The 24,972-nt window shown below is 57.4% G+C and carries 22 protein-coding genes; 15 read left to right on the top strand and 7 right to left on the bottom strand.

The features are described 5' to 3' along the window. Window positions 1-34: 34 nt before the first annotated feature. Window positions 35-1,087, top strand: a complete 1,053-nt coding sequence (gene pheS, locus ACOOHD_RS03115; protein WP_420460103.1) for a phenylalanine--tRNA ligase subunit alpha — start codon at window positions 35-37, stop codon at window positions 1,085-1,087. 18 nt (window positions 1,088-1,105) lie between these two features. Here pheS and ACOOHD_RS03110 read toward each other — a convergent pair whose 3' ends face one another. Next, window positions 1,106-1,984: a UbiA-like polyprenyltransferase gene (locus ACOOHD_RS03110; RefSeq protein ID WP_420460102.1), complete on the bottom strand. Its 879-nt coding sequence runs from the start codon at window positions 1,982-1,984 to the stop codon at window positions 1,106-1,108. 125 nt (window positions 1,985-2,109) lie between these two features. On the opposite strand from ACOOHD_RS03110, the gene ACOOHD_RS03105 reads away from it, so the two are divergent. The 12 genes from ACOOHD_RS03105 to ACOOHD_RS03050 all read left to right on the top strand — a co-directional run bounded on the left by ACOOHD_RS03105 (window position 2,110) and on the right by ACOOHD_RS03050 (window position 15,264). Continuing rightward, window positions 2,110-3,411 carry an LVIVD repeat-containing protein gene (locus ACOOHD_RS03105; RefSeq protein ID WP_420460101.1) on the top strand — a complete coding sequence of 434 codons (1,302 nt, stop codon included), beginning with the start codon at window positions 2,110-2,112 and terminating at the stop codon, window positions 3,409-3,411. A 49-nt stretch (window positions 3,412-3,460) separates the two neighbouring features. Continuing rightward, window positions 3,461-4,258, top strand: coding sequence for a hypothetical protein (locus ACOOHD_RS03100; protein WP_420460100.1), 798 nt, complete (start codon window positions 3,461-3,463; stop codon window positions 4,256-4,258). Between the two features lies 1 nt (window position 4,259). Continuing rightward, window positions 4,260-4,820 (top strand): RNA polymerase sigma factor, encoded by a 561-nt coding sequence (locus tag ACOOHD_RS03095; RefSeq protein WP_420460099.1) that lies wholly within the window; start codon window positions 4,260-4,262, stop codon window positions 4,818-4,820. Continuing rightward, on the top strand, window positions 4,810-5,970 hold the full coding sequence (locus ACOOHD_RS03090) for a hypothetical protein (protein ID WP_420460098.1): 1,161 nt from the start codon (window positions 4,810-4,812) through the stop codon (window positions 5,968-5,970). The genes ACOOHD_RS03095 and ACOOHD_RS03090 overlap by 11 nt, the downstream gene beginning before the upstream one ends. Before the next feature lie 36 nt (window positions 5,971-6,006). Next, a complete protein-coding gene (locus ACOOHD_RS03085; protein WP_420460097.1) occupies window positions 6,007-6,408 on the top strand; it encodes a hypothetical protein in 402 nt (133 codons plus the stop codon). A 41-nt stretch (window positions 6,409-6,449) separates the two neighbouring features. Next, window positions 6,450-6,932 (top strand): acyl-CoA thioesterase, encoded by a 483-nt coding sequence (locus ACOOHD_RS03080; protein ID WP_420460096.1) that lies wholly within the window; start codon window positions 6,450-6,452, stop codon window positions 6,930-6,932. Further along, window positions 6,929-7,699: an exodeoxyribonuclease III gene (locus ACOOHD_RS03075; RefSeq protein ID WP_420460095.1), complete on the top strand. Its 771-nt coding sequence runs from the start codon at window positions 6,929-6,931 to the stop codon at window positions 7,697-7,699. The genes ACOOHD_RS03080 and ACOOHD_RS03075 overlap by 4 nt, the downstream gene beginning before the upstream one ends. 125 nt (window positions 7,700-7,824) lie before the next feature. After that, on the top strand, window positions 7,825-8,958 hold the full coding sequence (locus ACOOHD_RS03070; RefSeq protein ID WP_420460094.1) for a cysteine desulfurase family protein: 1,134 nt from the start codon (window positions 7,825-7,827) through the stop codon (window positions 8,956-8,958). 77 nt (window positions 8,959-9,035) lie between these two features. Next, a complete protein-coding gene (gatB, locus tag ACOOHD_RS03065; protein ID WP_420460093.1) occupies window positions 9,036-10,463 on the top strand; it encodes an Asp-tRNA(Asn)/Glu-tRNA(Gln) amidotransferase subunit GatB in 1,428 nt (475 codons plus the stop codon). A 188-nt stretch (window positions 10,464-10,651) separates the two neighbouring features. Further along, window positions 10,652-12,703 (top strand): hypothetical protein, encoded by a 2,052-nt coding sequence (locus ACOOHD_RS03060; RefSeq protein WP_420460092.1) that lies wholly within the window; start codon window positions 10,652-10,654, stop codon window positions 12,701-12,703. After that, on the top strand, window positions 12,669-13,277 hold the full coding sequence (locus ACOOHD_RS03055) for a Uma2 family endonuclease (RefSeq protein WP_420460091.1): 609 nt from the start codon (window positions 12,669-12,671) through the stop codon (window positions 13,275-13,277). The genes ACOOHD_RS03060 and ACOOHD_RS03055 overlap by 35 nt, the downstream gene beginning before the upstream one ends. 979 nt (window positions 13,278-14,256) lie before the next feature. Next, a complete protein-coding gene (locus tag ACOOHD_RS03050; RefSeq protein WP_420460090.1) occupies window positions 14,257-15,264 on the top strand; it encodes a serine hydrolase domain-containing protein in 1,008 nt (335 codons plus the stop codon). A 263-nt stretch (window positions 15,265-15,527) separates the two neighbouring features. Here the strand turns inward: ACOOHD_RS03050 and ACOOHD_RS03045 are convergent, their stop codons facing one another. Together ACOOHD_RS03045 and ACOOHD_RS03040 are read right to left on the bottom strand one after the other, a co-directional pair. Beyond that, the gene (locus tag ACOOHD_RS03045) at window positions 15,528-16,388 is read right to left on the bottom strand and encodes a KilA-N domain-containing protein (RefSeq protein WP_420460089.1); all 861 of its coding nucleotides are present in this window, start codon (window positions 16,386-16,388) and stop codon (window positions 15,528-15,530) included. A 192-nt stretch (window positions 16,389-16,580) separates the two neighbouring features. Beyond that, on the bottom strand, window positions 16,581-16,880 hold the full coding sequence (locus ACOOHD_RS03040; protein ID WP_420460088.1) for a hypothetical protein: 300 nt from the start codon (window positions 16,878-16,880) through the stop codon (window positions 16,581-16,583). 193 nt (window positions 16,881-17,073) lie between these two features. Between ACOOHD_RS03040 and ACOOHD_RS03035 the strand changes: the two genes are divergently transcribed. Then, window positions 17,074-18,339 (top strand): hypothetical protein, encoded by a 1,266-nt coding sequence (locus ACOOHD_RS03035; protein WP_420460087.1) that lies wholly within the window; start codon window positions 17,074-17,076, stop codon window positions 18,337-18,339. A 217-nt stretch (window positions 18,340-18,556) separates the two neighbouring features. Then, entirely contained in the window at window positions 18,557-19,474 is a 918-nt protein-coding gene (locus ACOOHD_RS03030; RefSeq protein WP_420460086.1) for a hypothetical protein, read from the top strand. A gap of 120 nt (window positions 19,475-19,594) precedes the next feature. Here the strand turns inward: ACOOHD_RS03030 and ACOOHD_RS03025 are convergent, their stop codons facing one another. From ACOOHD_RS03025 to ACOOHD_RS03010, 4 genes are all read right to left on the bottom strand, one after another. After that, complete coding sequence (locus ACOOHD_RS03025; RefSeq protein WP_420460085.1) at window positions 19,595-22,462, bottom strand: type I restriction endonuclease subunit R; 2,868 nt, start codon at window positions 22,460-22,462, stop codon at window positions 19,595-19,597. A gap of 149 nt (window positions 22,463-22,611) precedes the next feature. Next, window positions 22,612-22,908 (bottom strand): STAS-like domain-containing protein, encoded by a 297-nt coding sequence (locus ACOOHD_RS03020; RefSeq protein ID WP_420460084.1) that lies wholly within the window; start codon window positions 22,906-22,908, stop codon window positions 22,612-22,614. 2 nt (window positions 22,909-22,910) lie between these two features. Next, window positions 22,911-23,819, bottom strand: a complete 909-nt coding sequence (locus ACOOHD_RS03015) for an ATP-binding protein (RefSeq protein ID WP_420460083.1) — start codon at window positions 23,817-23,819, stop codon at window positions 22,911-22,913. Next, window positions 23,819-24,964, bottom strand: coding sequence for a restriction endonuclease subunit S (locus tag ACOOHD_RS03010; RefSeq protein WP_420460082.1), 1,146 nt, complete (start codon window positions 24,962-24,964; stop codon window positions 23,819-23,821). The genes ACOOHD_RS03015 and ACOOHD_RS03010 overlap by 1 nt, the downstream gene beginning before the upstream one ends. Window positions 24,965-24,972 lie beyond the last annotated feature (8 nt).

The following is a 24,972-nucleotide window of genomic DNA, read 5'->3' as shown; positions in this document are numbered from 1 at the left end:
GTCCGGACCCAACGACGTGGCTATCTTCGCCGCCATGGAAGTATTCGACCGCCTGACCCAGTTGATCGCCGAGATCGAATCCGCCCCGGCCCCTACCCCCGAGGCCGTCGAGGCCTTCCGGATCCGCTACCTGGGCAGTAAGAACGTGCTTAAGCCCCTGATGGGTGAGATCCGGACCATCCCCCACGAGCGCAAGCGGGAGTTCGGCCAACTGGTCAACCGAGCCAAGGAGGTGGCCCAGCAGCGGTACGATGACCTACTGACAGCCACCAAAAACGGGGAGCAAAGCCAGGAAGCTAGCGACCTCGACCTCACCGCCCCCGCCGAGCCCCTCCCCCTGGGCAGCCGCCACCCCATCGCGCTGACCATGCGGCGCATCGTATCCATCTTCGAGCGCATCGGCTTTACCGTCGCCGAGGGACCCGAGATCGAGGACGACTGGCACAACTTCTCGGCCATGAATACGCCGGAGGACCACCCCGCCCGCGATATGCAGGATACCTTCTACGTCAGCGCCGGTATGCCCGCCTGGCCCGATAATACCGCCATGCTCCTGCGTACGCACACTAGCTCGGTGCAGGCTAGGACGATGGAGACGCAAAAGCCCCCCATCCGCATCATTGCCCCCGGGCGGGTGTACCGCAATGAAACCATCAGCGCCCGCAGCCACGCCCAGTTTCACCAGGTGGAAGGGCTCTACATCGCCGAGCGCGTCAGCTTCGCCGATATGAAGGCGACCCTGCTACACTTCGCCCGGGCGATGTACGGGCTGGAAACGAAAATTCGCCTACGCCCCAGCTACTTCCCCTTCACCGAGCCTAGTGCCGAGATGGACATCTGGTGGGGCCTACAGACCGAGCATGACCACCGCATCACCAAGGGCACCGGCTGGCTGGAGATTATGGGCTGCGGTATGGTCGACCCGCAGGTGCTGACCAACTGTGGCATCGACCCCGAGCGCTACAGCGGCTACGCCTTCGGCATGGGCATCGAGCGGCAGGCCATGCTGCTGTACAACATCCAGGACATCCGGCTGATGTTTGAGAATGACGTGCGTTTTCTGCGGCAGTTCGCCTCCGTTCTGTAGCGACGGCTTTAGCCGTCGCTACACGTAGATATCCAGGATAGAGATCAGCCCAAAGGCCACACTAGCCACTCCGTTAGTCGTAAAGAATGCCAGGTTCACCCGGCTCAGATCACCCGGCCGCACCAGGCTGTGTTGGTAGGCCAGCAGAGACAAAAACAGCCCGCCCCCCACTGCCGTAAGCCAGCCAAACTCCGGATACAGTTGGTGCTGTAAGTACAGGGCATAAACAAGAATGGCCGCACAGAGCAGGTGCAGTACGCGTCCCAGCCGCAGGGCCCCTACCGTTCCGAGTTGTACCGGAATGGAGTAAAGCTCCTCCCGCCGGTCAAACTCCTCGTCCTGCAGCGCATAGATGATGTCAAAGCCCGCCACCCAGAGCAGTACCACCGTGCCGTACAGCACCGGAAGCACTGCCCACGTCGCGGTCACGGCCAGATAGGCTCCCACGGGTGCCAGGGCCAGTCCGAGTCCGAGTACAAAATGACAGAGGTAGGTGAAGCGCTTGGTGTAGCTATAGCCCAGGACAACGGCTAATGCTACCGGGGCAAGGGCCAAACAAAGTGGGTTAAGCAACCCGGCACACGCCAGAAAGAGCCCGCAATTGAGCAGCACGAAATTGCGGGCGGCGGTGGCCGAGATGGCCCCCGCCGGTATCTCGCGCACCGCCGTGCGGGGGTTCCTGCGGTCGATGTGGCGGTCGAGGTAGCGGTTAAAGGCCATGGCCGCCGAACGGGCGAAGACCATGCAGCCGAGCACGAGCAGGAGCTTTACCAGGCTCAGTACGCCGCGGTCGAGGGTGGCCAGAAAGAAGCCCAGCAGCGCGAAGGGCAGGGCGAAGATCGTATGGCTGAACTTGACGAGGGAGAAAAATCGACTGACCCGGCGCAGGCTGGACATAGGCGGTGGCAACTGACGGCGGAGGGTAAAAGCGGCAGGCCGGCCATTTGTTGCTCTGCAGAATTTTACCCCGGCCACCAACGCCGGAGTACCGCTACTACGTCTGACGGACCAAATCCCCCCTCATGCGCCTACTTACTTACTTCGCCCTAGTACTCTCCCTCCTGCTCAGCGGTTGTGTCGAGGACGAATGCATGGAAACCGTACACTACCAGAGCTACCAGCCCGTACTGGTCTCGGCGGCGGACTGGCGTAGTACCGACTTCACCTACGAGGCCGCCAGCGAGGTGTGCGAGCCCTCCGGCTTCTACGTCTACGGTGATTACCTCTTCATCGTAGACCGCAATGCCGGCCTGCATATCTTCGACAACCGCGATAACGACGCCCCCCGGCCGCTGAGCTTTCTGCCCATTCCCGGCGGACAGGGCATCGCCGTACGCAACGACATCCTCTACGTCAGTCAGTACCTCGACCTACTGGCCTTCGACCTGACGGACCCACGAGAGCCGGCGTTCCTGCACCGGACGGAGGACGTCTTCGAACTCTATTCGGTGTTCGCCGGAGAACTTGCCTACACCGGAGAGTACATCGTGGAGTACCTTCCCACCGATGAGGTGATGGAGCTCAGCTGTAGCGAGGCCCGTGCTAGGGAGAGCAGCTTCTGGGCAGACGGCATCTTTTTTGCCTCTACGAGCATCACCAATAACATGTCCGGCAGTCGCAGCGCCGGGTTCACCACCGAAGTAGTAGGACAAGGGGGCAGCCTAGCCCGCTTCACCATTTCCAACGGCACGCTCTACGCCGTAGATCAGCAAAGCCTGCGCACGTTTTCGCTGGAGAATCCTGCCGAGCCCGCCTTCGTCGGCACCACCGCCCTGGGGTGGGACATCGAGACCATCTTTCCGTACAAAGACCAACTCTACATCGGCTCCACCACGGGCATGCACATCTACGACGTGCGTAACCCCCTGCGTCCGCAGCACCTGTCCACCTTTGAACACGTGCTGAGCTGTGACCCCGTAGTGGTGCAGGACGACGTAGCTTACGTGACGATGTGGGGCGGAAGTGACTGCGGCAATCAGGCCGACCAGTTGATCGTGCTAGATGTAAGCGAACCCCGAAGGCCAACGGAATTGCAAACAATCCCCATGCAGCAGAGCCACGGCCTGGGCGTAAAGGAGAACCGCCTCTACCTCTGTAGTGGCACCCTGGGCATCAAGGTATTTGCCCTGGGGGAAGACGGCCGCCTCGGTCCGCTCCTGACTACCGAGCCTGACTTTAATGCCAGGGACATCATCGTACGGCACGACCGCCCCGAACTGATTGTGTTCGGCTGGGAGCAGGCCGGCATCCGGCAGTACGATTACACGGAGGCCGGAGAGGTAATCGCGGTGAGCGATATTTCCATCTGCCCCGTAGAACTTTAGTACCACTACCTCCTACCGTCCGTATATTCACCTAGTCGACCGGTCAACCATGCGCTACTCCCTCATCCTACTTTTCCTACTGAGTGTCTCGGTTGTGGTAGCGCAGGACCAGCAGCTCTACGCTGACCGGGTGGAGGTACGCGGCGGCCGCAACCGCAGCGGCACGGTGACCGAATACGACTACGGCCGCCAGGTCACGATTGAAGACCGTGGCGGTCGGGTGAGTACCATTCCCTGGCGTCGTATCGTACGGGTACACTTCGGCCTGGACCGGGAGGAATTGATGCGCAGGGACGACCCTACCGCTGAGGCACAGGACGTCACCGCGGCCCCCGACCGCGGCTGGCGGCACCAGCTTACCACTACGATGGGCCTCTCGCGTTCCCCCCTCCCCTTTAACCAGTTCGGTGGTCGGGGGCAACTCAATGTCGGGGCCGGGGCGGCCTACCACTACGTCCGGCCCGTGGGCAGGGTGCTCGTAGGGGTAGGTGGCGGTGCCGAGGTTATGAGCCCCCGCAACGACGAGCGCGTCCTCCTGCTCACGGGCCTGGCGGAATACCAGTTTGGTGACGGACGGCTACGTCCACTCGTCCGCCTACTGACCGGTGCCAACCTTCCCCTGGGCCACCCTGATTTGCGGCTCAGCGGACGAAGCCTCGGATACGTAGCCCATCCCGCTCTGGGGGTGGCTCTACTGCCCCCACGGGGTCGTTGGGGCACGCTGCTATTTGACGTGGGTTACCGCTTTACGCAGGTGGAGTTCCGTACGGAAAATCAGAACCTGGAGCTCGTCAGCCGCCGCATCAACTACCGCCGCCTCATCTTCACTATCGGCACCCGCTTCTAAGGTGGCGGCCGTCGACTATACCAATGAGCGTACACTGGTGGCGGCCTGCCTGAAGCAGGATCGTAGGGCCCAGGAGGCCTTTTACCGGCGGTACGCCCCGGCCGCCCTCACCAGTTGCCGCCGCTACGCGCCCGGGCGCGACGAGGCCATGGACCTACTCAACGGCGGTATGATGAAGGTCTTCGAACGCCTGGATCAGTTCCGCTGGGAGGGTAGTCTGGAGGGCTGGGTGAAACGGCTGGTCTTTCACTACACCGTCGATCAGTACCGCCGCCGGCGGCAGCGCCCTACCCTGGAGATCGCCGACTGGGACCAGGCCACCGACGATACCGTCACCCACCGCCTCTACGCCGACGACCTCTGCAAGCTCATCGACCTACTGCCGGAGCCCAGCAAGGAGGTCTTCTGGCTCTTTGCCATAGAGGGCTACAGCCACGCCGAGATCGCCGGCAAACTTCACTTCAGCGAGGGCAACAGCCGCTGGCACCTCAGTAAGGCCCGCCAACTGCTACGCGACCGCCTCGCCCAATCCACCCACCAACACAACCGTTATGCCGGATAAGCCCCCCACCACCTGGTCAGCCAACGAGGCCTTCTGGAACGAGGCCTGGCAGGACATGGACCACCGCCTCAGCCAAGGCCGCCGCCGCCGCCGCCGTAGTCCCCTCCCCTGGCTCCTCCTGGCACTCCTGCTTGCAGGACTGATCGGGGCGGGAACGCAGGTGCAGTGGTCTTCACGGGAGGCCGCAGCCATAGCGATTGCTACGACTGAAAACGCCCCCGAGTCGCTCCCCGCTGTCCCCGCTAATTCACTAGCCGCAGCTCCCCGTTCCATACCGGAGTCTACGGACGGGTTTACTAACACTAGCCGTCAGGATGTCGGGATAGTTGCTGGGGTAGCTACGAGCAGCCTTGCACCGGCGCGCCCCGCCCAGCCGGACGTACTGCCGCCGGTTTTCCCATATGAAGAGAATACGGTCATAACCCTTCCTACGCTACCTATCGCGCTACTTGACGTTCCGCTCACCTTACCGCTACCGGTGGTTGTAGCGGAGATTATCTCCGCCGAGAGACCGGTGAGGGTGGTCGCAGCTCTGGGGGCTAGCACCTATACGACCTCACGACGGCCGGGCGGTTTTGCTGAAGTGGACTATCTGCTGGGGCGGGGACGCTGGCGGTTGCCGCTGGCCCTGCGCTACGACTACGGGGCCAGGGAGGTGTGGGCCGATCCGCTGACGCAGCAGGAGCTAAGCGAGCTGTTGGATCGTACAGGACCGCTTACTGGGGGGGCCGTCGCGGATGCTTCGGAAGTTCTCTACACCCATGAGCTATCGCTACGTAGCGGGATAATTCGCACGCTGGGCCGTGAGGGCCGCTTGAGCGTGGGCGCCGGAGTGGGGCTGCGGTATGCGCTGGCCGGTGAGGGGCCGGTGGTCTCAGGCGTACCTGGAATGGGTGCGCTCGACCGCACGGCCCTGAATAGTACCCTTGCCCACTCCTCGTTTAATCCCCTAGCAAACGGAGTTAGTCCCTACCTCGATCCGCGGATACACCGCTGGGGGGTGGATGGCTGGCTGCAACTGCGGTACCGGTTCGGGCGCAGCTGGGGCGTGCTATTGGGTACGAGTCATGCCTTCAGCCCGACCTACCGGGAGGAGCGGCTGGACGTAGACCGGACACGCATCGAAGTGGGGCTTACCAAAGGGTTCTGAAATGCCTACCTTTGCGGCCCATTTGCGCGTGAGCCCATGAAGAAAGACATTTCCCCCCCCGCGGTCACCGACGTAGCCGTCGCCGTGGTGCCCCGGCAGGAGTCCGCCGAGGAGCTCTGGGACATCTACCTGATCAACCTGCGGGATACGCCGCTGGAGAATGTACTCGTGACCAGTCAGGGCTACGGAAGTGTCGAAGGAGTGAACAAGACGACTACTGTGCTCCGCCACTTCCACCAGACCCTCCCGCCACGGGAAGCCGTTAAGATCGAACCTATCCAGCCTTCCCTCTTCAGTATTAGCAACGAGTACTGGGTAAGCTTCAATGATGGGGAGCACATGCTGGATAAGCGCTACGTCTTTGCCCCCGATACCATCGGGGAAGAGATGCTGACCGAGCTACCCGTACTGGATCGCCCCGGAGTGATGCAGCAATGAGCCGGCCGGCCCCCAAGCGCGTAGCTGATAGCTTCACTACGATGTCGGAGCTGGTGATGCCCAACGATACCAACCCGCAGGACAACTTGATGGGCGGCAATATGCTGCGGTGGATGGACATCTGCTGCGCCATCTGCGCCGGTAAGCACTGTGCCCGTCCGGTGGTGACCGCCAGTGTCGACAACGTGGCCTTCCAGAGCCCCATCCGTAATGGGGAGGTAATCACCCTGGAGGCCAGCGTCACCAGGGCCTTCAACACGAGCATCGAAGTCTACGTGGAGGTCTTTGCCGCTACCATGCAGGGCACCCACCCGCGCCGCACCCACCACGCCTACTTCACCTTCGTGGCCCTGGATAAGGACAACGGCTCCCCAGTGCCTGTACCGGAGCTCGTCCCACTGACGGAGATCGAGCAGCAGCGTTACGCCGCCGCCCTGCGCCGCCGCGAACTGCGCCTGGTACTGGCCGGACGGATGAAGCCGAGCGAGGCCAGTCAGCTACAGGAACTCTTTGCCACACCATGAGGATTGTCACCTACAACGTCAACGGTATCCGCGCCGCGCTGAAAAAGGGCCTAGCTGAATGGGCGGCTGAGACCGAAATCGACGTGCTCTGCCTACAGGAAACCAAGGCGACCCCGGAGCAGGTCGACACGGCCGAGCTCGCCGAGATGGGACTACGCTTCGGTGCCTGGCACAGCGCGACTAGCAAAAAAGGGTACTCCGGCGTACTCACCCTGAGCCGGCAGGCTCCCGATCTGGTGGTGGAAGGCTGTCAGCTGGAGGTATACGACTGTGAGGGCCGGGTGATCCGCACCGACTTCGGTGACCTCACCCTTCTCAACTGCTACTTCCCCAATGGCGGTCAGGGTGATCACCGGCAGGAATTTAAGTACCGCTTCCTGGATGACTTCCTGGCCTTTGTACAGGACCTACGCAAGACGCGGCCCAACCTCCTGGTCGTAGGCGACTACAACATCGCCCACCACCCCATCGACCTCCACGACCCCAAGCGCAACGAGACCACTACGGGCTTCCTGCCGGAGGAGCGGGAGTGGATGACTAAGTGGTTCGCCGAGTCCGATACCGTCGATACCTTCCGCCACCTCTACCCCGACCGGGAGATGTACAGCTGGTGGAGCTACCGGGCAGGCGCCCGTAACAATAACAAGGGCTGGCGCATTGACTACCACAGCCTTAGCCGCAGCTACCTGGACCGGCTGGTGGACGTAAAGCACCTTACTGAAGCTAGGCATAGCGACCACTGTCCTATCTTGCTGGAGCTCCGCTGAGTGTGACTTGGCACCGGCGGCGGTTGGTTTGAACCACGAATTGGACCTATAGCGAAGCTGCTGCCCCACCCGACGAGCGAAGCGAGCTGTCACATAAATTATAAATGGTACACGGTAAATTGTAAATGGTAAATCCTTCACGAATCTTCCTAGACAACGCCGCCACCACCCCCCTAGACCCCGAGGTACTCGCCACCATGACCCAGGTAATGGCCGACACCTACGGCAACCCCTCCAGCATCCACGCCGAGGGGCGCAAGGCGCGTAGTCTGATCGAGGCCGCCCGCAAGACCGTAGCCAACGCCCTAAACTGTAGCATCGGCGAGATATTCTTTACCTCCGGGGGCACCGAGGCCAACAACATGGCCCTGAAAAATGCGGTGCGCGACCTCGGCGTAAAGCGCATCATTTCCTCCCCCCTCGAGCACCACTGCGTGCTGCACAGCCTGGAGGCGATTCGGGCGACGGGAGCAGTCGAGATCGAGATGGTAGCAATCGATGAAAAGGGCCACGTGGATCTAGCCGACCTGGAACGGCGACTGGCGAGCGATGACCGTAAGACCCTGGTGAGTCTGATGCACGCCAATAACGAGATCGGCAACCTGCTGCCGCTGAAGGAGGTGGCTAAACTGTGCGGGGACGCGGGTGCACTCTTCCACTGCGACACTGTGCAGACCATGGGCTACTACCCGATCGACCTGGCGGCTACTCGCGTCAGCTTTGTATCCGGCTCGGCCCATAAGTTCTACGGTCCGAAGGGCGTAGGCTTCGTGTACATCAATAGCGACAATATTGTAGGCCCCTTCGTGGACGGCGGGGCACAGGAGCGAAACATGCGCGGCGGCACCGAAAACATCTACGGCATCGTCGGACTGGCCAAGGCCCTACAGCGGGCCGTGGAGCAGCGGGAGGTGCGAATGAGCCATATGCACGAACTTAAGGCCTACTTCATGGAGCAGCTACGCAGCCGTTATCCGGAGGTAACCTTCAACGGCGATCCGGAGCAGGGACATGCCAAGGTGCTGTCGGTGAGCTTCCCCCAGTCGCCGAAGGGGGATTTGTTGCTGATGAACCTGGACCTGAATGGTATTTCCGCCAGTGGGGGCTCGGCCTGTTCGAGTGGTATCGACGTGGGCTCGCACGTCGTGGGGCATTTGTACCCGGATTCGCCGCGGCATACTATACGATTTAGCTTTAGTCACCACAATACGCGGGGGGAGGTGGATGCGGTGGTGGAGCGGTTGGGGGGGATGCTGTAATTTGGCACCATCGCAGCCAGAGGCTGCATTTTACTGCCGCCCCGATAGCTATCGGGGGAGGCTGCAGTTTACTGACTATGTGGGAGACCGTTATTGGACTGGAAACGCACGTGCAACTCGCTACCGAGAGTAAAGCCTTCTGCGCCGACCGTAATGAATTTGGGGCCGCGCCGAATGAGCACATCAGTGAGGTGAGCCTGGGCTATCCCGGCACCCTACCTTACCTGAACGAGCGGCAGGTAGAGTATGCCGTACGACTTGGGCTGGCACTGGGCTGCAAGATCAACCACCGCAGCACCTTCGACCGTAAGAACTACTTCTACGCCGACCTGCCGAAGGGCTATCAAATCACCCAGGACGAGTCGCCCATTTGTATCGGGGGTGCCCTACCCATCCGCTATACCGATGCCGCTGGGCGGGAGGTCAACCGGGAGGTAATAATCCACCATATTCACATGGAGGAAGATGCCGGTAAGTCCGTTCACGCGGAGGGGGAAGCATGCAGCCGCGTCGATCTAAATCGGGCCGGCACCCCACTGTTGGAAGTTGTCACCGAGCCCGACCTCCGCAGCGCCGAGGAAGTCGATGCCTTCATGAGCGCCACGCGCCGGCTGGTACGCTGGCTTGGTATCAGCGACGGCAATATGGAGGAAGGAAGCCTACGCTGCGACGTCAACATCAGCGTACGCCCGACCGGGCAGGCAGCCTACGGTACCCGTGCCGAGATCAAGAACATGAATTCTATGCGCTTTGCCCGCCGGGCCATCGCCTACGAGGTCGAGCGTCAGATCGGTATTCTTGAATCCGGCGGCAGCGTGCAGCAGCAAACGCGTCAGTTCGATCCCCAATCCGGCACGACCTCCGCCCTACGCGATAAGGAGGATGCCCACGACTACCGCTACTTTCCCGATCCGGACCTACCGCCGGTAGTCCTTAGCGAGAACTACGTACAGGACCTCCGCGCCGACCTTGGCACCCTCCCCTGGCAGGCCGATGCGCAACTCCTCGATCTTGCCCTCGCCCCCGAAGATATCGCCCTGATTGCTGAGGACCGCCACCACCTCGCTACTTTCCTCCGCTACGCCGCGGCCTCCCCCTCCGTACCCGAGCTCAGTAAGCTGTGGGTCAACCGCATCCTGCCTCACCTCCAGCAGCGGGAGCTCACCCTTACCCCCGAGCAGATCGCCGGCCTACAGCAACTCATCGCCGCGGGCAAGGTCAGCGCCGCCAACGCCGCCTCCCGCCTGCTGCCGGACCTACTAGAGTGTCCCGGCGATCCGCAAGAACGTGCCGAGGCACTGGGACTGATCCAGAACACCGACACCAACTTCCTCCGCCAGGTGGCCGGCGAGGTCATTGCCGCCCACCCGGGTAAGGTCTCCGCTTACCGGGGCGGCAAGAAGGGCCTGATCGGCTTTTTTATGGGCGAGGTGATGAAGCGTAGTGGGGGAAGTGCGGAGCCGAAGGAAACACAGGCGCTGCTGCGCGGTATGTTAGATAGCTGATCGTGCGCGGACGCATGTACTGCAGTAAGGAATCTACCGCAGAGTGCACAGAGGACCGCAGAGACACATCTAATGACGGCTCTGCGTCACTCTGCGGTTGAATAATAAGTTGTACCAATTCAGCTTTAGCGTAAGCCCTAATGTCCCCGCGGTGCATAACATTTCTGTCGCAGTTTTCTTACGGAGCAATGAGCCAAACCAACTACCAAAACTACCAACAGTGGTGGCAACACGACGGCCACCAGGCCGTAGCCGCCTACACCGAAGGCATCACCTCCTACATCGCCAATCTCCCCCCCCAGCTCGCCCTCGACCTCACCGGCATCGAGCTAGCAGAAATCCTCCGCGACCGCCTCGGCAGCGAAGCATTCGACGACGCCCTCAATCCCACCCACACCACGCCCAGTCACCTCGCTACCCGCCCCGACGGCAGTTGGCTCAAACGCTGCAACACCGTAGGCATCAACGTACGCACCATCGGCAGCTTCTGGAACGTGCTGAAGTATGCCCTCACCCTACCCGATCACATCCGCGGCATTCACCTACTCCCCATCTGGGAGCCCGGCGTGGTGGGGAGCCTGTACGGCATGGCGAGCTGGAATCTTAACCCGGAGTTCATTGACCTGGAGGCCCTGCGCATGTACCCCCAACTGCGTTCCATCGAGGCACAGCTCAAAGTAGTCGTCAATCTTCTGCACGCCATGGGCAAGTTCGTCGGCATGGACGTCATCCCCCACACCGACCGCTACAGCGAGATGGTGCTCGCCAACCCCAGCTACTTCGAATGGCTACGGCGCGACGACCTTACGATCACCGACCACCGCGAGAATCTTCACGAAGACGCCGAGCAGGTAATCGTCGAATGGTTCACCAGCATTAGCCCGGGCGTCACCTATGCGGCAGAAAGCTTTTTTCACCAGCAATCCGAAGCCGAGCGCCTCGTCCTCCTCTTCGGCCAGCATCAGGATTATACTCGTCGCCGCGAGCGCCGCGTCGCCCTGGTCGACTACCTCTACCGCCGCGGTCTCGAACCCGTACCCGCCACCATGGCCCCCCCCTACCGCGGTCTGGAAGTAGACTCCGACCCCGCCGCTTTAACCGTCGACGAGGCCGGCCGCCGCTGGCGCGACTACCGCATCACCCAGCCGCAGGAGATGAGCCGGGTATTCGGTCCCCTCACTCGCTTCAAGCTCTACGGCCGCAAGGACGATAACCGCGACTGGGCGATCGACTTCGACCGGCCGCGCACCGAGGTATGGGATTACTTCACCGACCACTACGCGCGGGTGCAGTCCACGTACAACTTCGACTTTATGCGCGGCGACATGTCGCACGTACAAATGCGGCTGGGGGGCGTGCCCGAGCAGATCGGTGACTATTACGACCCGCTGCGCGCGGCAAAACGACGCATTGCAGACCATACCCCCCATTTTGCCTATTTCGCCGAAAGCTTCCTGGCTCCCAGCGGGGTGATGGCCTACGGCGATGAACTCCAGCACCTCATGGCCAGCGAGGCGGAGGTCACCCTAGGTAACTTGCAGTCCATGGTCCCCGGCTCGACCGAGTTCATGGATGCACTGGAATCGTACCTCGAGATCGCTGAGGTCACCCCCGTTACCCCGGCATTCACGGCCATCACCGGAGATAAAGACGACCCCCGCTTCGATCATTTTCACCACCACGGGGAGGTGGCGCGCGTATTCACCGGACTGTTTTTAGACCAGTTGCCCTTGTACTTTTCCCTTGGCTTCGAGCAGCGCGATCGTCACTTTCATCCCGCTCCCAATGAGGTCTACACCAAGCTCTATGTCTTTCAGGAGCGTGGCGGTTTGAAGTCCGTCAGTGGCCCCTGGCGGTGGGGGGGAAACTTCGAGCTATTCGCAGCCCTTCAGGAACTTCACCGGTTCGCGGCCGGCAGTCTGGCACACATGGGCGCGGCCGCAGGTGCCGTGCAGGTCGAAGCGGGTGGATTAGTCTACTGGCAGCGTCTGGATACTTATGGGGATGGTAGCTACCTCTTTGTGGTCAACTTCGCAGCGGAGGCACGAGTGGGAGAGCTCCGTGTAATGACATCCTACCAGCAGGCCGATCTGCTTTACGCCTGGCCGCAGACGGTGCAGCATACGGTACCGGTGGGTGGGGTAGTGCGGCTGGGGGAGCTGGGTGGGGGGGCGGTGCGGTGTTACAAACTGACGCAGGATCGCTATGAAGAGCGTAACTTGGGGACTGAAAAGATATAAAATGGGAGCAGTACGGATTGAAAAAAGACTTTACTCTTATGAAGAGTACATCGATTTGCTAGGTTCTAGCGACTTCAAGATCGAATATCTGGACGGTCAGCTACGAATGATGTCCGGCGGTTCCCAGGCTCATGCTAGCATCAATGATTTACTACAGGGTGAACTTTATTTTCGTCGGGGAGACTGTAAAGTGAGGGGCAGCAATGTGGCGGTTTACGTGGCATCCTCTAATCGCTATTACTTTCCGGATCTTACGGTGGTGTGCGCTAATAAGCAGCAGTATATAGATGCAAGCATTGCCCAATTAGTCAATCCTACTATGATAGTTGAAGTGTTGTCTAAGGGTACGGAGCACATTGACCGGGGAGAGAAATTTCATGCGTATTTCAGTATTCCTAGTTTCATGGAGTACATTCTGGTCGATAGTCGATCGGTACGTGTAGATGCGTTTTATCGCGAAGCACCCGACAGCTGGTCTATGCGCTCCTACTACCGTATGAACGACGAGGTAGAGTTTCGCTCTATGGGGGTCAAGCTGCCCATCAGCGTGATTTATGCGGACGTAGCGCTGTAGCTGCGAGAAACTACGGGCCGCAAATCGGTTCCGTAGAGCTATAACGCACTCCAACAGTACCATCACCAGCGCTGTATTACGGTCAGCGACAACGCTAGCGGATTGTAGGTGTCAAATCGTTTGCGCGCCACGTTCGAATTTCTGATCGCAATCAAGTCAAAGTCGTTGCGCTCCGTGAATAGTAGCCGCACTTATGATCACCGATCGTTTATCTTCTAGCGACGGGCTACGGAAAATTAAGGATCAGCTGAACCGATCTTCCCTGATCCTGGATGATTCAATCTCGACGGGAGATAGTGCAATCACCCTGCACCGGCAACTACTGCGGGAGGGGATTCACGCCCAGAAAATTATCACTGCCGTAGCGGGTTCTAAGGATCACGTCCGGATATCAGACATCGCGCGACTTTACACTAGAATCGAAAAGGTACGGCCTGAGGGATACTCAAAGATGGACTTGAAACGATACTGTACAACACCTTTGCTGGGTATCCCGATTCAAAGATCAAGCGCGTTGAACTGGCGCTGACTAGAGACAAGCACAACCCGCTATACGATCGTCCAGATCCTGTTGTTCATGTAGTTCGGAGTACTCGGCCTACCTTGATCGAGAACGCTTGGGTCCAGAGCATATGATTGAGGCCAGACGCAAGATCGTAGCCCAACAGGAACCTCGCTTGAGAGCCGTACTAAAACAGCGGATGGGACCACGGCTACTGTAATACCGGGGTTAATCATCCACTCTAGGTACAGACAGATGATAGACCAAGATATGACCATCAAAACGCTGTAAATCAGGTGTTTAAGCTTCACCCATAGTATTTCTTATGTTAAGTAGAGGCTGAAGGGGCTCCCCCACCAACATCCGTATAGCCATGATGTGAACTATGATGTTCCTAGTAGTTAGCTGGTCGGATGTCTACTATCTTACTCACCTAACCTTGCTGAACATCGTTCCACGTCTGACTACTCAATCACTATGAAGATCTATATCTGGACCGTGCTCTTACTTGGAGCTACAGCATGCGCAACTGCTTACCAAGCAGGTGCCGCAACCAACTCCGACTATCATGTGCCGGCACAAACAAATGACGGCTGGCCGGTTGGTACGCTATCAGAGGCAGCTATCGACTCCACCCTCATCATTCAGATGTTGGGTCAGATTCACAGTAATAAGTATCAAGGGATCAACAGCGTACTTCTTGCCCGTAATGGTACGCTTGTTGTGGAGGAGTACTTCGGATCCTTTGACCGTGATAGCCTACACAATATGAAATCGGCGGCTAAGTCTATAACATCAGCCCTGGTAGGTATCGCGATCGACCAGGGTTTTATCCAATCCGTAGACGCTAAACTTCTGCCCTACTTCCCAGAGTACGACGGTAGTATCGACAACTGGGACGGACGCAAGGAGGACATAACTCTGAAGCATCTTCTTAGCATGACTTCAGGTATCAAGGGGAACGAAGATGCGATGTACCCTACCAACGACTGGATCAAATTCTACCTCGATCAACCCCTCGTGGCCGCGCCGGGCGATACGTTCTCTTACGCCACAGGTGGAGTTGTGACTCTAGGTAATGTGATTACACGCGCCTCTGACTTACGTATTCCTGACTTCGCTAATCGCTATCTGTTCGGTCCACTTGGCATCACCGTCTACCACTGGCCCATCACTAACTCGCGGGGAAGTCAGGGACTGGCCATGACCGGAGGGGGGCTGAGTCTGCGGCCGCGCGACATGGCAAAATTCGGACAACTCTACTTAAACGGAGGCACATGGAAGGGACACCGGGTTGTTTCGGAGAACTGGATCGCGGAGTCTACGTCGAAGCAGACAACCAGTGATCTGTACGGTGAAGACTTCGGCTATCTATGGCGTATGCTCGATCGAGAAGTGGGCGGAGAAAGCATCCGATCGTACGAGGCTTGGGGGAATGGTGGAATGGTGGACAGTACATCATGGTGTTTCCCACACTCGATCTAGTTGCGGTATTCACGGGCGAAAACTATGGCAAATTTCCTGAGATGGAGCAGCCCTTCGAGCTGCTGAGTCAGTTTATCCTGCCTGCGGTAGATTAGGACTACAAACAATTTCTAGTTTGATGAGAAGCTATGGCAAATGGCAAGTGCTTGCTCTATGCATATCCGATAGCTTTTGTTATGTTAAGTAGAGTTCTACAGCACCCCTCCCCCGCACCGTTTGTACGCAGCCTTTGGTGAGATTTACCGTCACCTCAACGGCCAACCTTACCAGCCTCTTTCTTCCCTGGCTTGGGTAAGTGCGAGTACTTTTTGTGGCGTGTTGCAGTAATGCATGAGGAGTTCTTCAGCCTGAGCTGACAGACGGGCTAACTTCTCTTCCTTCGTGTACATGTCCTCCTGGAGGTTGCGCATCGTTATCTCTAGTCCGGCCAGCACTTTGAGTTCTTCAGCCGTCGCAAAGTCACGCATATTCTTGTTTGGATCCGGTTGCTGGAACCGATCACGCCACCGCTGAGACGTCATCTTCCAGAGAGCCAGGTTTAAGATGTCGGCTTCGACAGATGAGAGGTGACGGCGAACCAGTTTGTCAGCCTTGCCGGGCAGACTCTTGTTTAGACCCTTGGTGACTAAGCTAAAGTTCTCGGAGGCAAGCTCCCGGGCGAAGCGATGGTGCAGCTGCTCCCGCCCGAAGAAGGTGTCACTGAGCTTACGAAACGCCTCGATGGTCTCCACGTAGAAGAACGGATCGAGCCAGTTTGAGAAGTGGATCGTCCAGTCGATATTGCAGTAGGTGCCGCCGTACTTTCCTTTCTTGGCCATGATCCCCGTTGCGCCGGCTTCCACGAGGTTGGCGACGCTAAGTCGAAAGGAGTTGAGACCAGCATCAATTCTAAAGGTGTCGAATTCGACACCTTTAAAACCGGGGTTGTGCTTCATCTCCCAGGCTGCGAAGAAGGCGATGTTGTTGGCGCTGCGCAGCCAGTTAGCGACGTACTCCTTACCCCCTGATCCCCCACCCTTGAGATTGCCAATATCGGTGATGCAGACGAAGCCGGTGTCCTTGTCCATCCGGATCTTGGAATCCTGAATGGTCAGGTGCGGCGTAGGAAAGGAGGGTGAAGGCATCTAGTGGGCAGCTACTTTGCCCCAAGAGAGCTAGTGACGGAATGCGGTTCAGCATTGTGGCCCCACATTCCGCATGGAAGGCCTAAGTATCAGGCGCTTAGGTTGTTGCCATAGCTTTCCTTATGTTAAGTAGACTTTCGCGACACCCCTCCCCCGCACCGTTTGTACGCAGTTTTGCAGCAGCTCCGGACGCTAGGTAACAATGACACCGCCGCAGTCGAGGGCTCGGTCGAGAGCTTCGGTGAACGCGGCTTCGGTGATCTCCTCACTAGCCTCATAATGACACCAAGTGCCGGTTAGACCAGATCGGTCGTGCTCATAGTTGTGCTGCACCGTGATCTGGGGCGGACTGCTTAAAAAGTGGATCGCGGTTAGGTAGCCGTCTTTTGTTTTTCCCGGTCCACCAATCACCTCGTAAAAATTGTAAACCCCATGGCGCTGATGGCACCTAAACCAGGCTTTTGGCGGTGGACTAGGTCGTGATTTTTTCATCCTGGTAAACGTTGGAAAGGTAGCCATACTCAGCTACCGTCCTCAAGTTACGGTACCGGGTCCTGAGTCGGAAGGTTGACCCGCGCTGCGAGCGCACGTACCGCAGAAAGGCGGGAGGCCGGGGTGAAACGTATTGCCGACCGTCGTACCTTTTAGCGTAACAGCGCGCATCGATTCCCTAACTCTACTAACCGTGGCCACCATCGTTCTACGACCGACCAACGAGCGACTCTACCTTACGGACGAGCTGGCCCTGCCCTGGTCGGCGACTAACCTGGGCGAGGATAACTTCCGGTTCCAAACACGGCAACCGGTGTACTGGGAAGTTGAAATGACGAGTTACGACCGGAGGAGCGGGACGCTCTCCGTGCGGATAGTGGACTACTCAGCCCCCGCCGGGGAGTACCGCCCCGCTCGCCCGGCCAGGCAGGCCGTGAGCGCCGTACAGTTCGCCACGCTGGATCGGGAGCAGTTTTGCGCCCAGCTCACCTACTACCGGGCCGGGGAACTACCCCTAAGCATGATTGAGGTACCGGAGGAAGCAGCTGCTAAATTTACCGGGCCGCCCGATCCTCCAGATGTACCACCGGCTAGTGACTTCCCGATCGGGATGGATACGGAGGAGCCGACATCAAGTACCTATCCCTTGAATTTCCGGGTGCCCATCACAGAACTGACTGTTGGCGACGGCTACGCTGAGGGATACTACCGGGACTGGATCGGAGCGATTCGGTACCGTATCCCCAATTCGCACCTGCGCAAGGAATTCCACCCCATCCGGGGCTACTTTGCCCGCTACCTGAGGCGTAAGACGGTGGACGTCACCTGCGAGCTGACCTTTGACGCCGCCAGCGAGCCAGAAATCCGAAAGGCATACTCGCCCCACCTTAGTCGCATTGATGATCGACTCATCGAGGTCTTACGGGCGCGCACCCTACAAGACCTACTCCGTCCGGAGGAGACGGACCGGCGGCTATTCACGCCGGAAGAACTGCTGGCCAACTACGCGGAGGACGATCCGGTCCGGGTGCTGCTTCCCCCACCGGGAGCGGAACTGCTGGAGGAGATCCTACGCACCCAGAATGTTCGCAACGCCGCCCAGCTGGCGCACCTGGCTAGCCACCACGAAGCGGGACAGAAGCTCCATTTTGTTCTTTCCCCGCGTTTTGGCTTTCTCTTCTTCGTTCGCGGCCAGGTCATGCACCATTTTTTGATGGAGTTGCTGGACAGTCACGCAACCTACGTCTGGAGTCTGCCGCAAGACGAGGGTACGCTGTCCGAGCACCTAGAACGGGTAACGGCGGAGGTGCAGCACCTTACCGCCGTCGGCCGCAGCAACTACCGCCGCTCGAAGACCTTCCCCTACCCCTTCTGGACGGTACGCCACGAGAGCGTCGGATCGGAATTCGTGGATGGGTTCCCGCGGTGGAAGGCCCGAGTGGAGGAAGGGTTGATCTAAGTTTTTCCTATCCTGATCCCTTCCGGATTAGGGGAAAACCATAGCTTTGATTATGTTAAGTAGAAAAATGGTTGTGTTGCCGTTCAGTGGCACACCCTTACGTCAAGATCTTATAGCAGCATGACTGCTACCCTCTTGTAAGGGCTTTAAAATTGAGCAATGTATGGAGTGAAAGTTTATAAACCGCCATTAATAAAACAAATTGTATCTTTATTGCATGAAGGACTTTCATGTTACCCAGGATGCTCGCTTTACCGAAGAGGTGCTGGTGAGCGGAGAGCTAAAAGAGCACTCGGATTTTGATGTCGTCGTTAATAAAAATTGCAGAGAACGAGGTCGACACCCTCAAGCGGACTTTGTAAAGGGTACTGATGTCTGCTATCACTGCTACTATCGAGAGCTTGCAAAGATGATGTCGGATAAGCATAAGGTGCGCCCATCCAAGCAACTTGACTTTATCCACTACCAAGTTAAGTTGCGCGAAAATCCATTGACTTTCTTGCAGGAGCTGAAGGAGCTAGTTATTGACAATGAGGGGTATTTTGATAGAGCGTGGTACGGACTTCACCGGAAATACCTCGCGATCATACAAGCCATAGTTGAGCGATTAGAAACGAGTTTTCCTGATAAGCTAAACGCTGCCATACGTTTGCTGCAGATGAACCGTGGTGAGCCCGAAAACCACACTCTCGGATTTTTGCTAAGGAATTCAGGCTACAGGGTTGTCGCAGATGATGAGCGCGTTATTGCAGAAGACTTAAAAGAAAGAGGTCTTGCGACTTTCACAGGTACGAAGGACGGATATTTGGTTTGCCTGACCGCCAATGGCATATCCTACAACGCCGATAAAAAAGGTGATGTATCCGCAGCTGAGTTACTAACCGGGATCACAGAATATCTTGATTTCAAACTGGCAGACGTAAATGTGCTTATTGCTCAGACAGGTCACGACCTAGCAGAGCTAATTGATGAACTGAATGAGAAAGTGGGTGGTGGAGCCAAGAAACCAATTACAAGTCTCGTCAGATCAAAATTAAAAGACTTAATCCTAACCGAAACGATAAAAAGAGAGGGAATTCATCCAATGCTGGATTGGGCAGAAGACTTGATTAAAGGGCTGCCATCTCCGTCTTGAAGCGCAAGGTTAGGTTTCCCTTGTCTATCTGGTTGAGTGTGACCTGTTATTCACCAGCCCTTTTCGCGTTTACAAATCAAGCCTCCCTACTACCTATTGAGGCTCATTGGATTGTGCTCCCTACCCCTCCTCATAAAACCGCTCCAACAACCCCCGAATCCCCTCCTGGATCCGCCCCAGGATCGTAGATCGTTGCAGGATACTCGGCTGCACCACCATGATCTCTTGTAACTCTGCTTGTGAGGGCTCGCGGCCCGTGTAGATGCTGGAGTTGATCACCTGCTGCAGGCCGGCTTCGGTCAGGTGCTCCTGTTGCGCTAAAGTCACGATGGCCCGTTGTTTCTCGGCTCCCATGAAGTTGTCGAACTCCTGCTCGATGTCCGCGTCCTTCCGGGTCCGGGGCAGCTCCCGGTCGATGAATTTCTCGATCAGTTCCCGCTTGCTGCGCAGCTGCACCTCATTGGCCAGGCGGTTGTCGATCTCCTGTCGGCGGGCTTCGCGCTCCTCCGGCTTAGCGGTGTGCAGGGCAGCCAGCAGCCGGATAATGTAGCTGACGTTGACCTGGTCGCGGTGGATCAGCTCTACCTCGAAGTCCACATCGTTCAGGATGCTCACCTTTTGCAACCGCTGCTCCGTGCGGACCTTGTCGCGGATGTCCAGGTACTTGCTTTTGTAGTCCTCAAAGGTCTGGGCATCGATGGCCACCTCGTCCTCCGTGTAGTTGGAGAAGCCGGAAAGGATATTGTCGATCCGGATCAGCTTGCGAAAGGCCTGCACGAAGGCCAGTTCTTCCTGCTCCGTCAACAGCCGGTCGACGGCCTCGGGGTTGGGGACGATGGTAAGCAGTTCCTGCAGCGCCTCGTCGAAGCGCTCCAGGTACACCTCGTAGGGCTCCATTAGGATCACCTCCTTCGCTTCCAGATTGGAGAACAGTGCGATCGCCTCGTCCGTCGCCCCCTTGAGGTTGCGGAAGCTGACGATGTTGCCCTGGCTCTTCACGTCGCCGATGATGCGGTTGGTACGGCTGAAGGCCTGCACCAGTCCGTGGTAGCGTAGGTTCTTGTCCACATACAGGGTGTTGACCAGCTTGGCGTCGAAGCCGGTCAGGAACATATTTACCACCAGCAGAATATCGACGCGGTCCCGGTCCTGGGAGTTGTCCCTTTCCCGATCCTTGATGCGGCGCCCGATGTCCTTATAGTAGCTGTAGAATTTCTTGCTGTCGCGGGTGGTGAAGCTGGTTCCGAACTCGGTGTTGTAGTGGCCGATGAATTCCTCCAGCCGGTCGCGGGTATGGGCGTTGGTGGGTCCGTCGTTTTCGAAGTCCGGCTCGCCGATCATGCCGTCCGCGTCCCGAGCCACCTCGTTGGCCGAATAACTGAAGATGGTCGCAATGCGCAGTCCCGTCGTGTCCCGCTCCCGGAAGAGGTCGTAGTAGCGGATCAGGTTATCGACGCTGCTCACCGCGAAGATGGCGGTGAACTTGCGGTGATGGGTTTTCCGGTCGTGGTTGGCGATGATCCAGTCGGTAATCTTCGCCAGGCGGCCCGCGTCGTCCAGCAGTTCCCGCGTGTCGATCGCCTCCACGTCGATGTCCAGGTTCACGTCGTTGCCGTTTTCCTTGTTGCGGTAGCGGCCCACGTACTCGATGCTGAACTTCAGCACGTTCTCGTCCTTGATCGCGTTGGTGATCACGTACTTGTGCAGGCACTTCTCGAAGAGCATAGCCGTGGTCTGCTTACCACCCAGGCCCGCCGCTGCGTTCTCCACGAAGATGGGCGTACCGGTGAAACCGAACAGCTGCGCCCCCCGGAAGAAGTCCACGATCCGTCGGTGGGTATCGCCGAACTGGCTGCGGTGGCACTCATCGAAGATGAAGACGATCCGCTTATCCCGCAGGTGGGCCATCCGCCGTTCGTAGCGGGTGCCGGTGATGGCGGTATTTAGCTTCTGGATGGTGGTGACGATCAGGTCAGTGTCGTCTGCGAACTGTTGGACCAGCATCGTGGTGTCCTCCGTGCTGTCCACGCTACCCTTGCTGAACTCGTTGAACTCCCGGGTGGTCTGATAGTCCAGGTCCTTACGGTCCACCACAAAGATGACCTTGTCCACCTCCGGCAGGCTCTTCAATACCTGTGCGGCCTTGAAGCTGGTCAGCGTTTTTCCCGATCCGGTGGTGTGCCAGATGTAGCCGTTTTTCCGGCTGTTCTTTACCCGGTCGATGATGGCCTCCACGGCGTAGTACTGGTACGGCCGCAGCACCATCAGGATCTGGTAGGTGTGGTGCTGTACGATGTACTTGCAGATCATCTTCGACACGTGGCACTTCTCCAGAAACTCCCGGGCAAATTCATCGAGGCGGGTGATCAACTGGTTATCCGCGTCCGTCCAGTAGAAGGTCTGCTTGTACTCCTGCCGTCGGTTGTTGGCGTAGTACTTGGTGTTGACCCCATTACTGATCACGAAGAGTTGCACGTACTGGTACAGCCCACGGGCGGCCCGGAAACTGTGCTTGTGGTAGCGGTTAATCTGGTTGAAGGCCTCCTTCATCTCGATGCCCCGCCGCTTCAGCTCAATCTGCACCAAGGGCAGTCCGTTCACGAGTAGGGTCACATCGTAGCGGTTCTTGTAGCTGCCCTCCAGCGTCACCTGGTTGGTCACCTGGTACTCGTTGCGGCACCAATGCTCGGTGTTGAGGAACTGCACGTAGGCCGAGGTACCGTCGTCGCGGTCCAGCTGCATGCGGTCGCGCAGCGTCCGGGCGCGGTCGAAGACGTTGCCCTTGTCCAGGTGGTTAAGGACCTTCTGAAATTCCCGCTCCGTCAGCTCGAGCCCGTTGTGCTTTTCAAGCTGCCGCTTTAGGTTGGCAAAGAGGGCGTCCTCGTCGGGCAGGGTTACCCGCTCGTAGCCCAGGGTGGTGAGCTGCTGGATGAGTTGGGCTTCGAGTACGGCTTCGGATTGGGTAGTGGCAGAAGAAGGTGGGGGCATGGGGAAATATGACAGCAAGGCTCACGGGCAAAAGCCCAGGTAGCCTAAAGAAAGCTAAATCTTTCGAAAGCCAGAACCGAACCTAGTCTTCTTGTCGCTGACTATCTGCCCCACGCCGGAGGCGACGACCCGTTTAAGCTGCCTGTTCGCTACGCTACAGTCTCTTCTAACTGGAGAGTTTTTAGATATCCACTAAGTCGTTTGACATCGCTCTGCCGAAAATCGGTCAACTTAACGTACTTCTTCAGTATCCCGAAGCCGTACTTACGGACGATCTCCCCAAATGAGGAGTTTAGAAACGAGGAGGACATGGGATGCATGTCCGCAAAACTGAGGGCGAACTCTTCATGCCGCTGGATGTAAGCATCCACTACGAGGAACAGCCGGTGGCCGTCGTCGTTGGAGGAGGTGCCGTTCACACGATCGATAATTCGTACGGTGTCCATGGTTAAAAAAGTTCGTCCAATGAGATAATGTCCGAGTTAGAGTCTTCCTCGGCTTCATCAAATTTACGGGTGTCGAGGACAAATTCAAAATGTGTGCCGGGAAAGCTATTGTTAACAGAGTAACTCTGGAGTTGGTTGCCTTGGTACTTCAAGACTCCGGCGTTGGAGGCGACAAAGATGCGACCATCAGAGGCGGAACAAATACTGCGGATCGTATCCAGTCCAAAACCCCGGTTCCGTAAGGTAGATTTTGTGCTGAAGCTTTTTTGAAAGGCGAGTTCAAGCGCTTGGTGGTCCGGCAGAGCAGGTTTGCTCTGTGCCGCTTTGAAAGTATTGACCTTATTGCAGATTCCCACCCCCAGGTCACAAACCGCAACCTTTAGTTTGTGCTTATGGGGATAGTACTGGCTCATGGTGTAACCCGTTACGGGTGATTCGGAATGGTCAAAGATGTTATTGAACAGTTCCATCAGTGCAATGGCCAAAGGGGAAAGATCGAACGTCTCAAAGTAGTTTTCCTGGTAGAATCTCTGAGCGCTGGTTGTGTAAGCGTCGATCATTGGCTGGCTGATCTTCCACAGCCCCAGGTTTGTCCCAATTTGGGTTTTGGTGTAGGCTTCGCGATTGAAGTCAGCTTGCCAATAATCAAAAAAACGAATGTTCTCAAGGTACTCCGCCACCTCAAGGTGGCGAACACCCTCAAAGCGTATCAAAACCCCCGACTGGGCGTACAACTCAATCAGCGAGGCTAACCCGACGAGCTGGATCGGCTCCAAGAACCGACAATCAGAAAAATCTATGACAAGTATCTCATATTTTCCTGGAGCGAAGTCCGTCATTCCATCGGTAAGAAACTTTCCGCCGTAGGATTTTGGACCGTCGTAGACCTTGATTCGGTGAGTTTTGCTCATCACACAAACATCTTCTGCAGCAGTCCCCGCTTAAAGACTTCTGCCCCGACCCGCTGCCGCTCCACTAGCACAATTCGGTCATCCAGGGCGCGGAGAAAGGAGGCTATCCGGCGTTGTTCTGGTAAAGAAGGCAGATCCAACTTGATTCCTGCAAACAATTGGTACCATAAGTAGACTCTAACACCCCCCTCTCCATAGACATTGAAGTAATGATTGGTAGAGTCCAGCTGAAGGAAGTAATCTAAAAAGCCAGAATCGACAAGTTTGGGTCTGGGTTGAAAGCACACATAAAGCGAAGAAATCAGCCCTGCAGGATCGGACATCCGCCCTATTGACCCTACGTTAATTCGAGCTGGATTATAAGCGTAGTCTCCCGCTCTCACTATTTTGTAGTCTTTCAAGGCGGCATTATCGATGCCTTTACCGAAGTAATCAGACTGTAAAACGAACCCGTTACCATTGGTGACCGAATAGATAGGAGCGTCAATGAGCGCCTTGTTTCGCTTTGAAAAGTACTTTGTTATGGTGCCTAATGAAGATGACTGCCATTCTGGGAATGGTTTGCCACTCTTATCGCAAAAACGCAACTCCCCCGAAAACATCTGCTGCATCACCCCCCGCTTATACGCCTCCAGCAGCTCGCGCTTGCGCCGCAGCGCCCGCAGCCGCCTATCTACCGCGGTGAGGAAGGCGGCTATTTTTTGTTGCTCGGGGAGGGTGGGAACTAACAGCTTCAACCTCGCGAGTTTTTGTACTGAGAGACCAGGCTGCGCTGAAGATTCAGACAGCCGGTTTAACTTCCACTTGTATAGCTTATAGCTGAGCCACTTTGTATCGTTCTCGCGGTTGGATCTTACAGCAATTGCATGCTCGGATATAAAACTCTTCCCTTGGGCTTCTTTAATATTCCCACACAAAGCGCCTTGTCTACCTATAAGCACATAGTAGCCCTCATGGGTGAACGTATCCGTGTAGCCGCGCAGACCGTTTCCGCCATAAACTGGGTACTCCCCCCGCTCATATATATCACTGGAAGTTATTCCCGTTCCGCTTTTAAACTCGCTGCACGTTTTCCCTAATCTTACTTCAGTCCACTCCCCCGAAAACTCTGTAAACCGTACTTCCGGTACCCTACCTGATTTCATTGCTCTTA

It is taken from the genome of Neolewinella sp. (assembly GCF_965214665.1).
GTDB lineage: Bacteria > Bacteroidota > Bacteroidia > Chitinophagales > Saprospiraceae > Neolewinella.
Note: the sequence above shows the minus strand (reverse complement) of the source record. Positions and strands in the feature narration are given on the sequence as shown.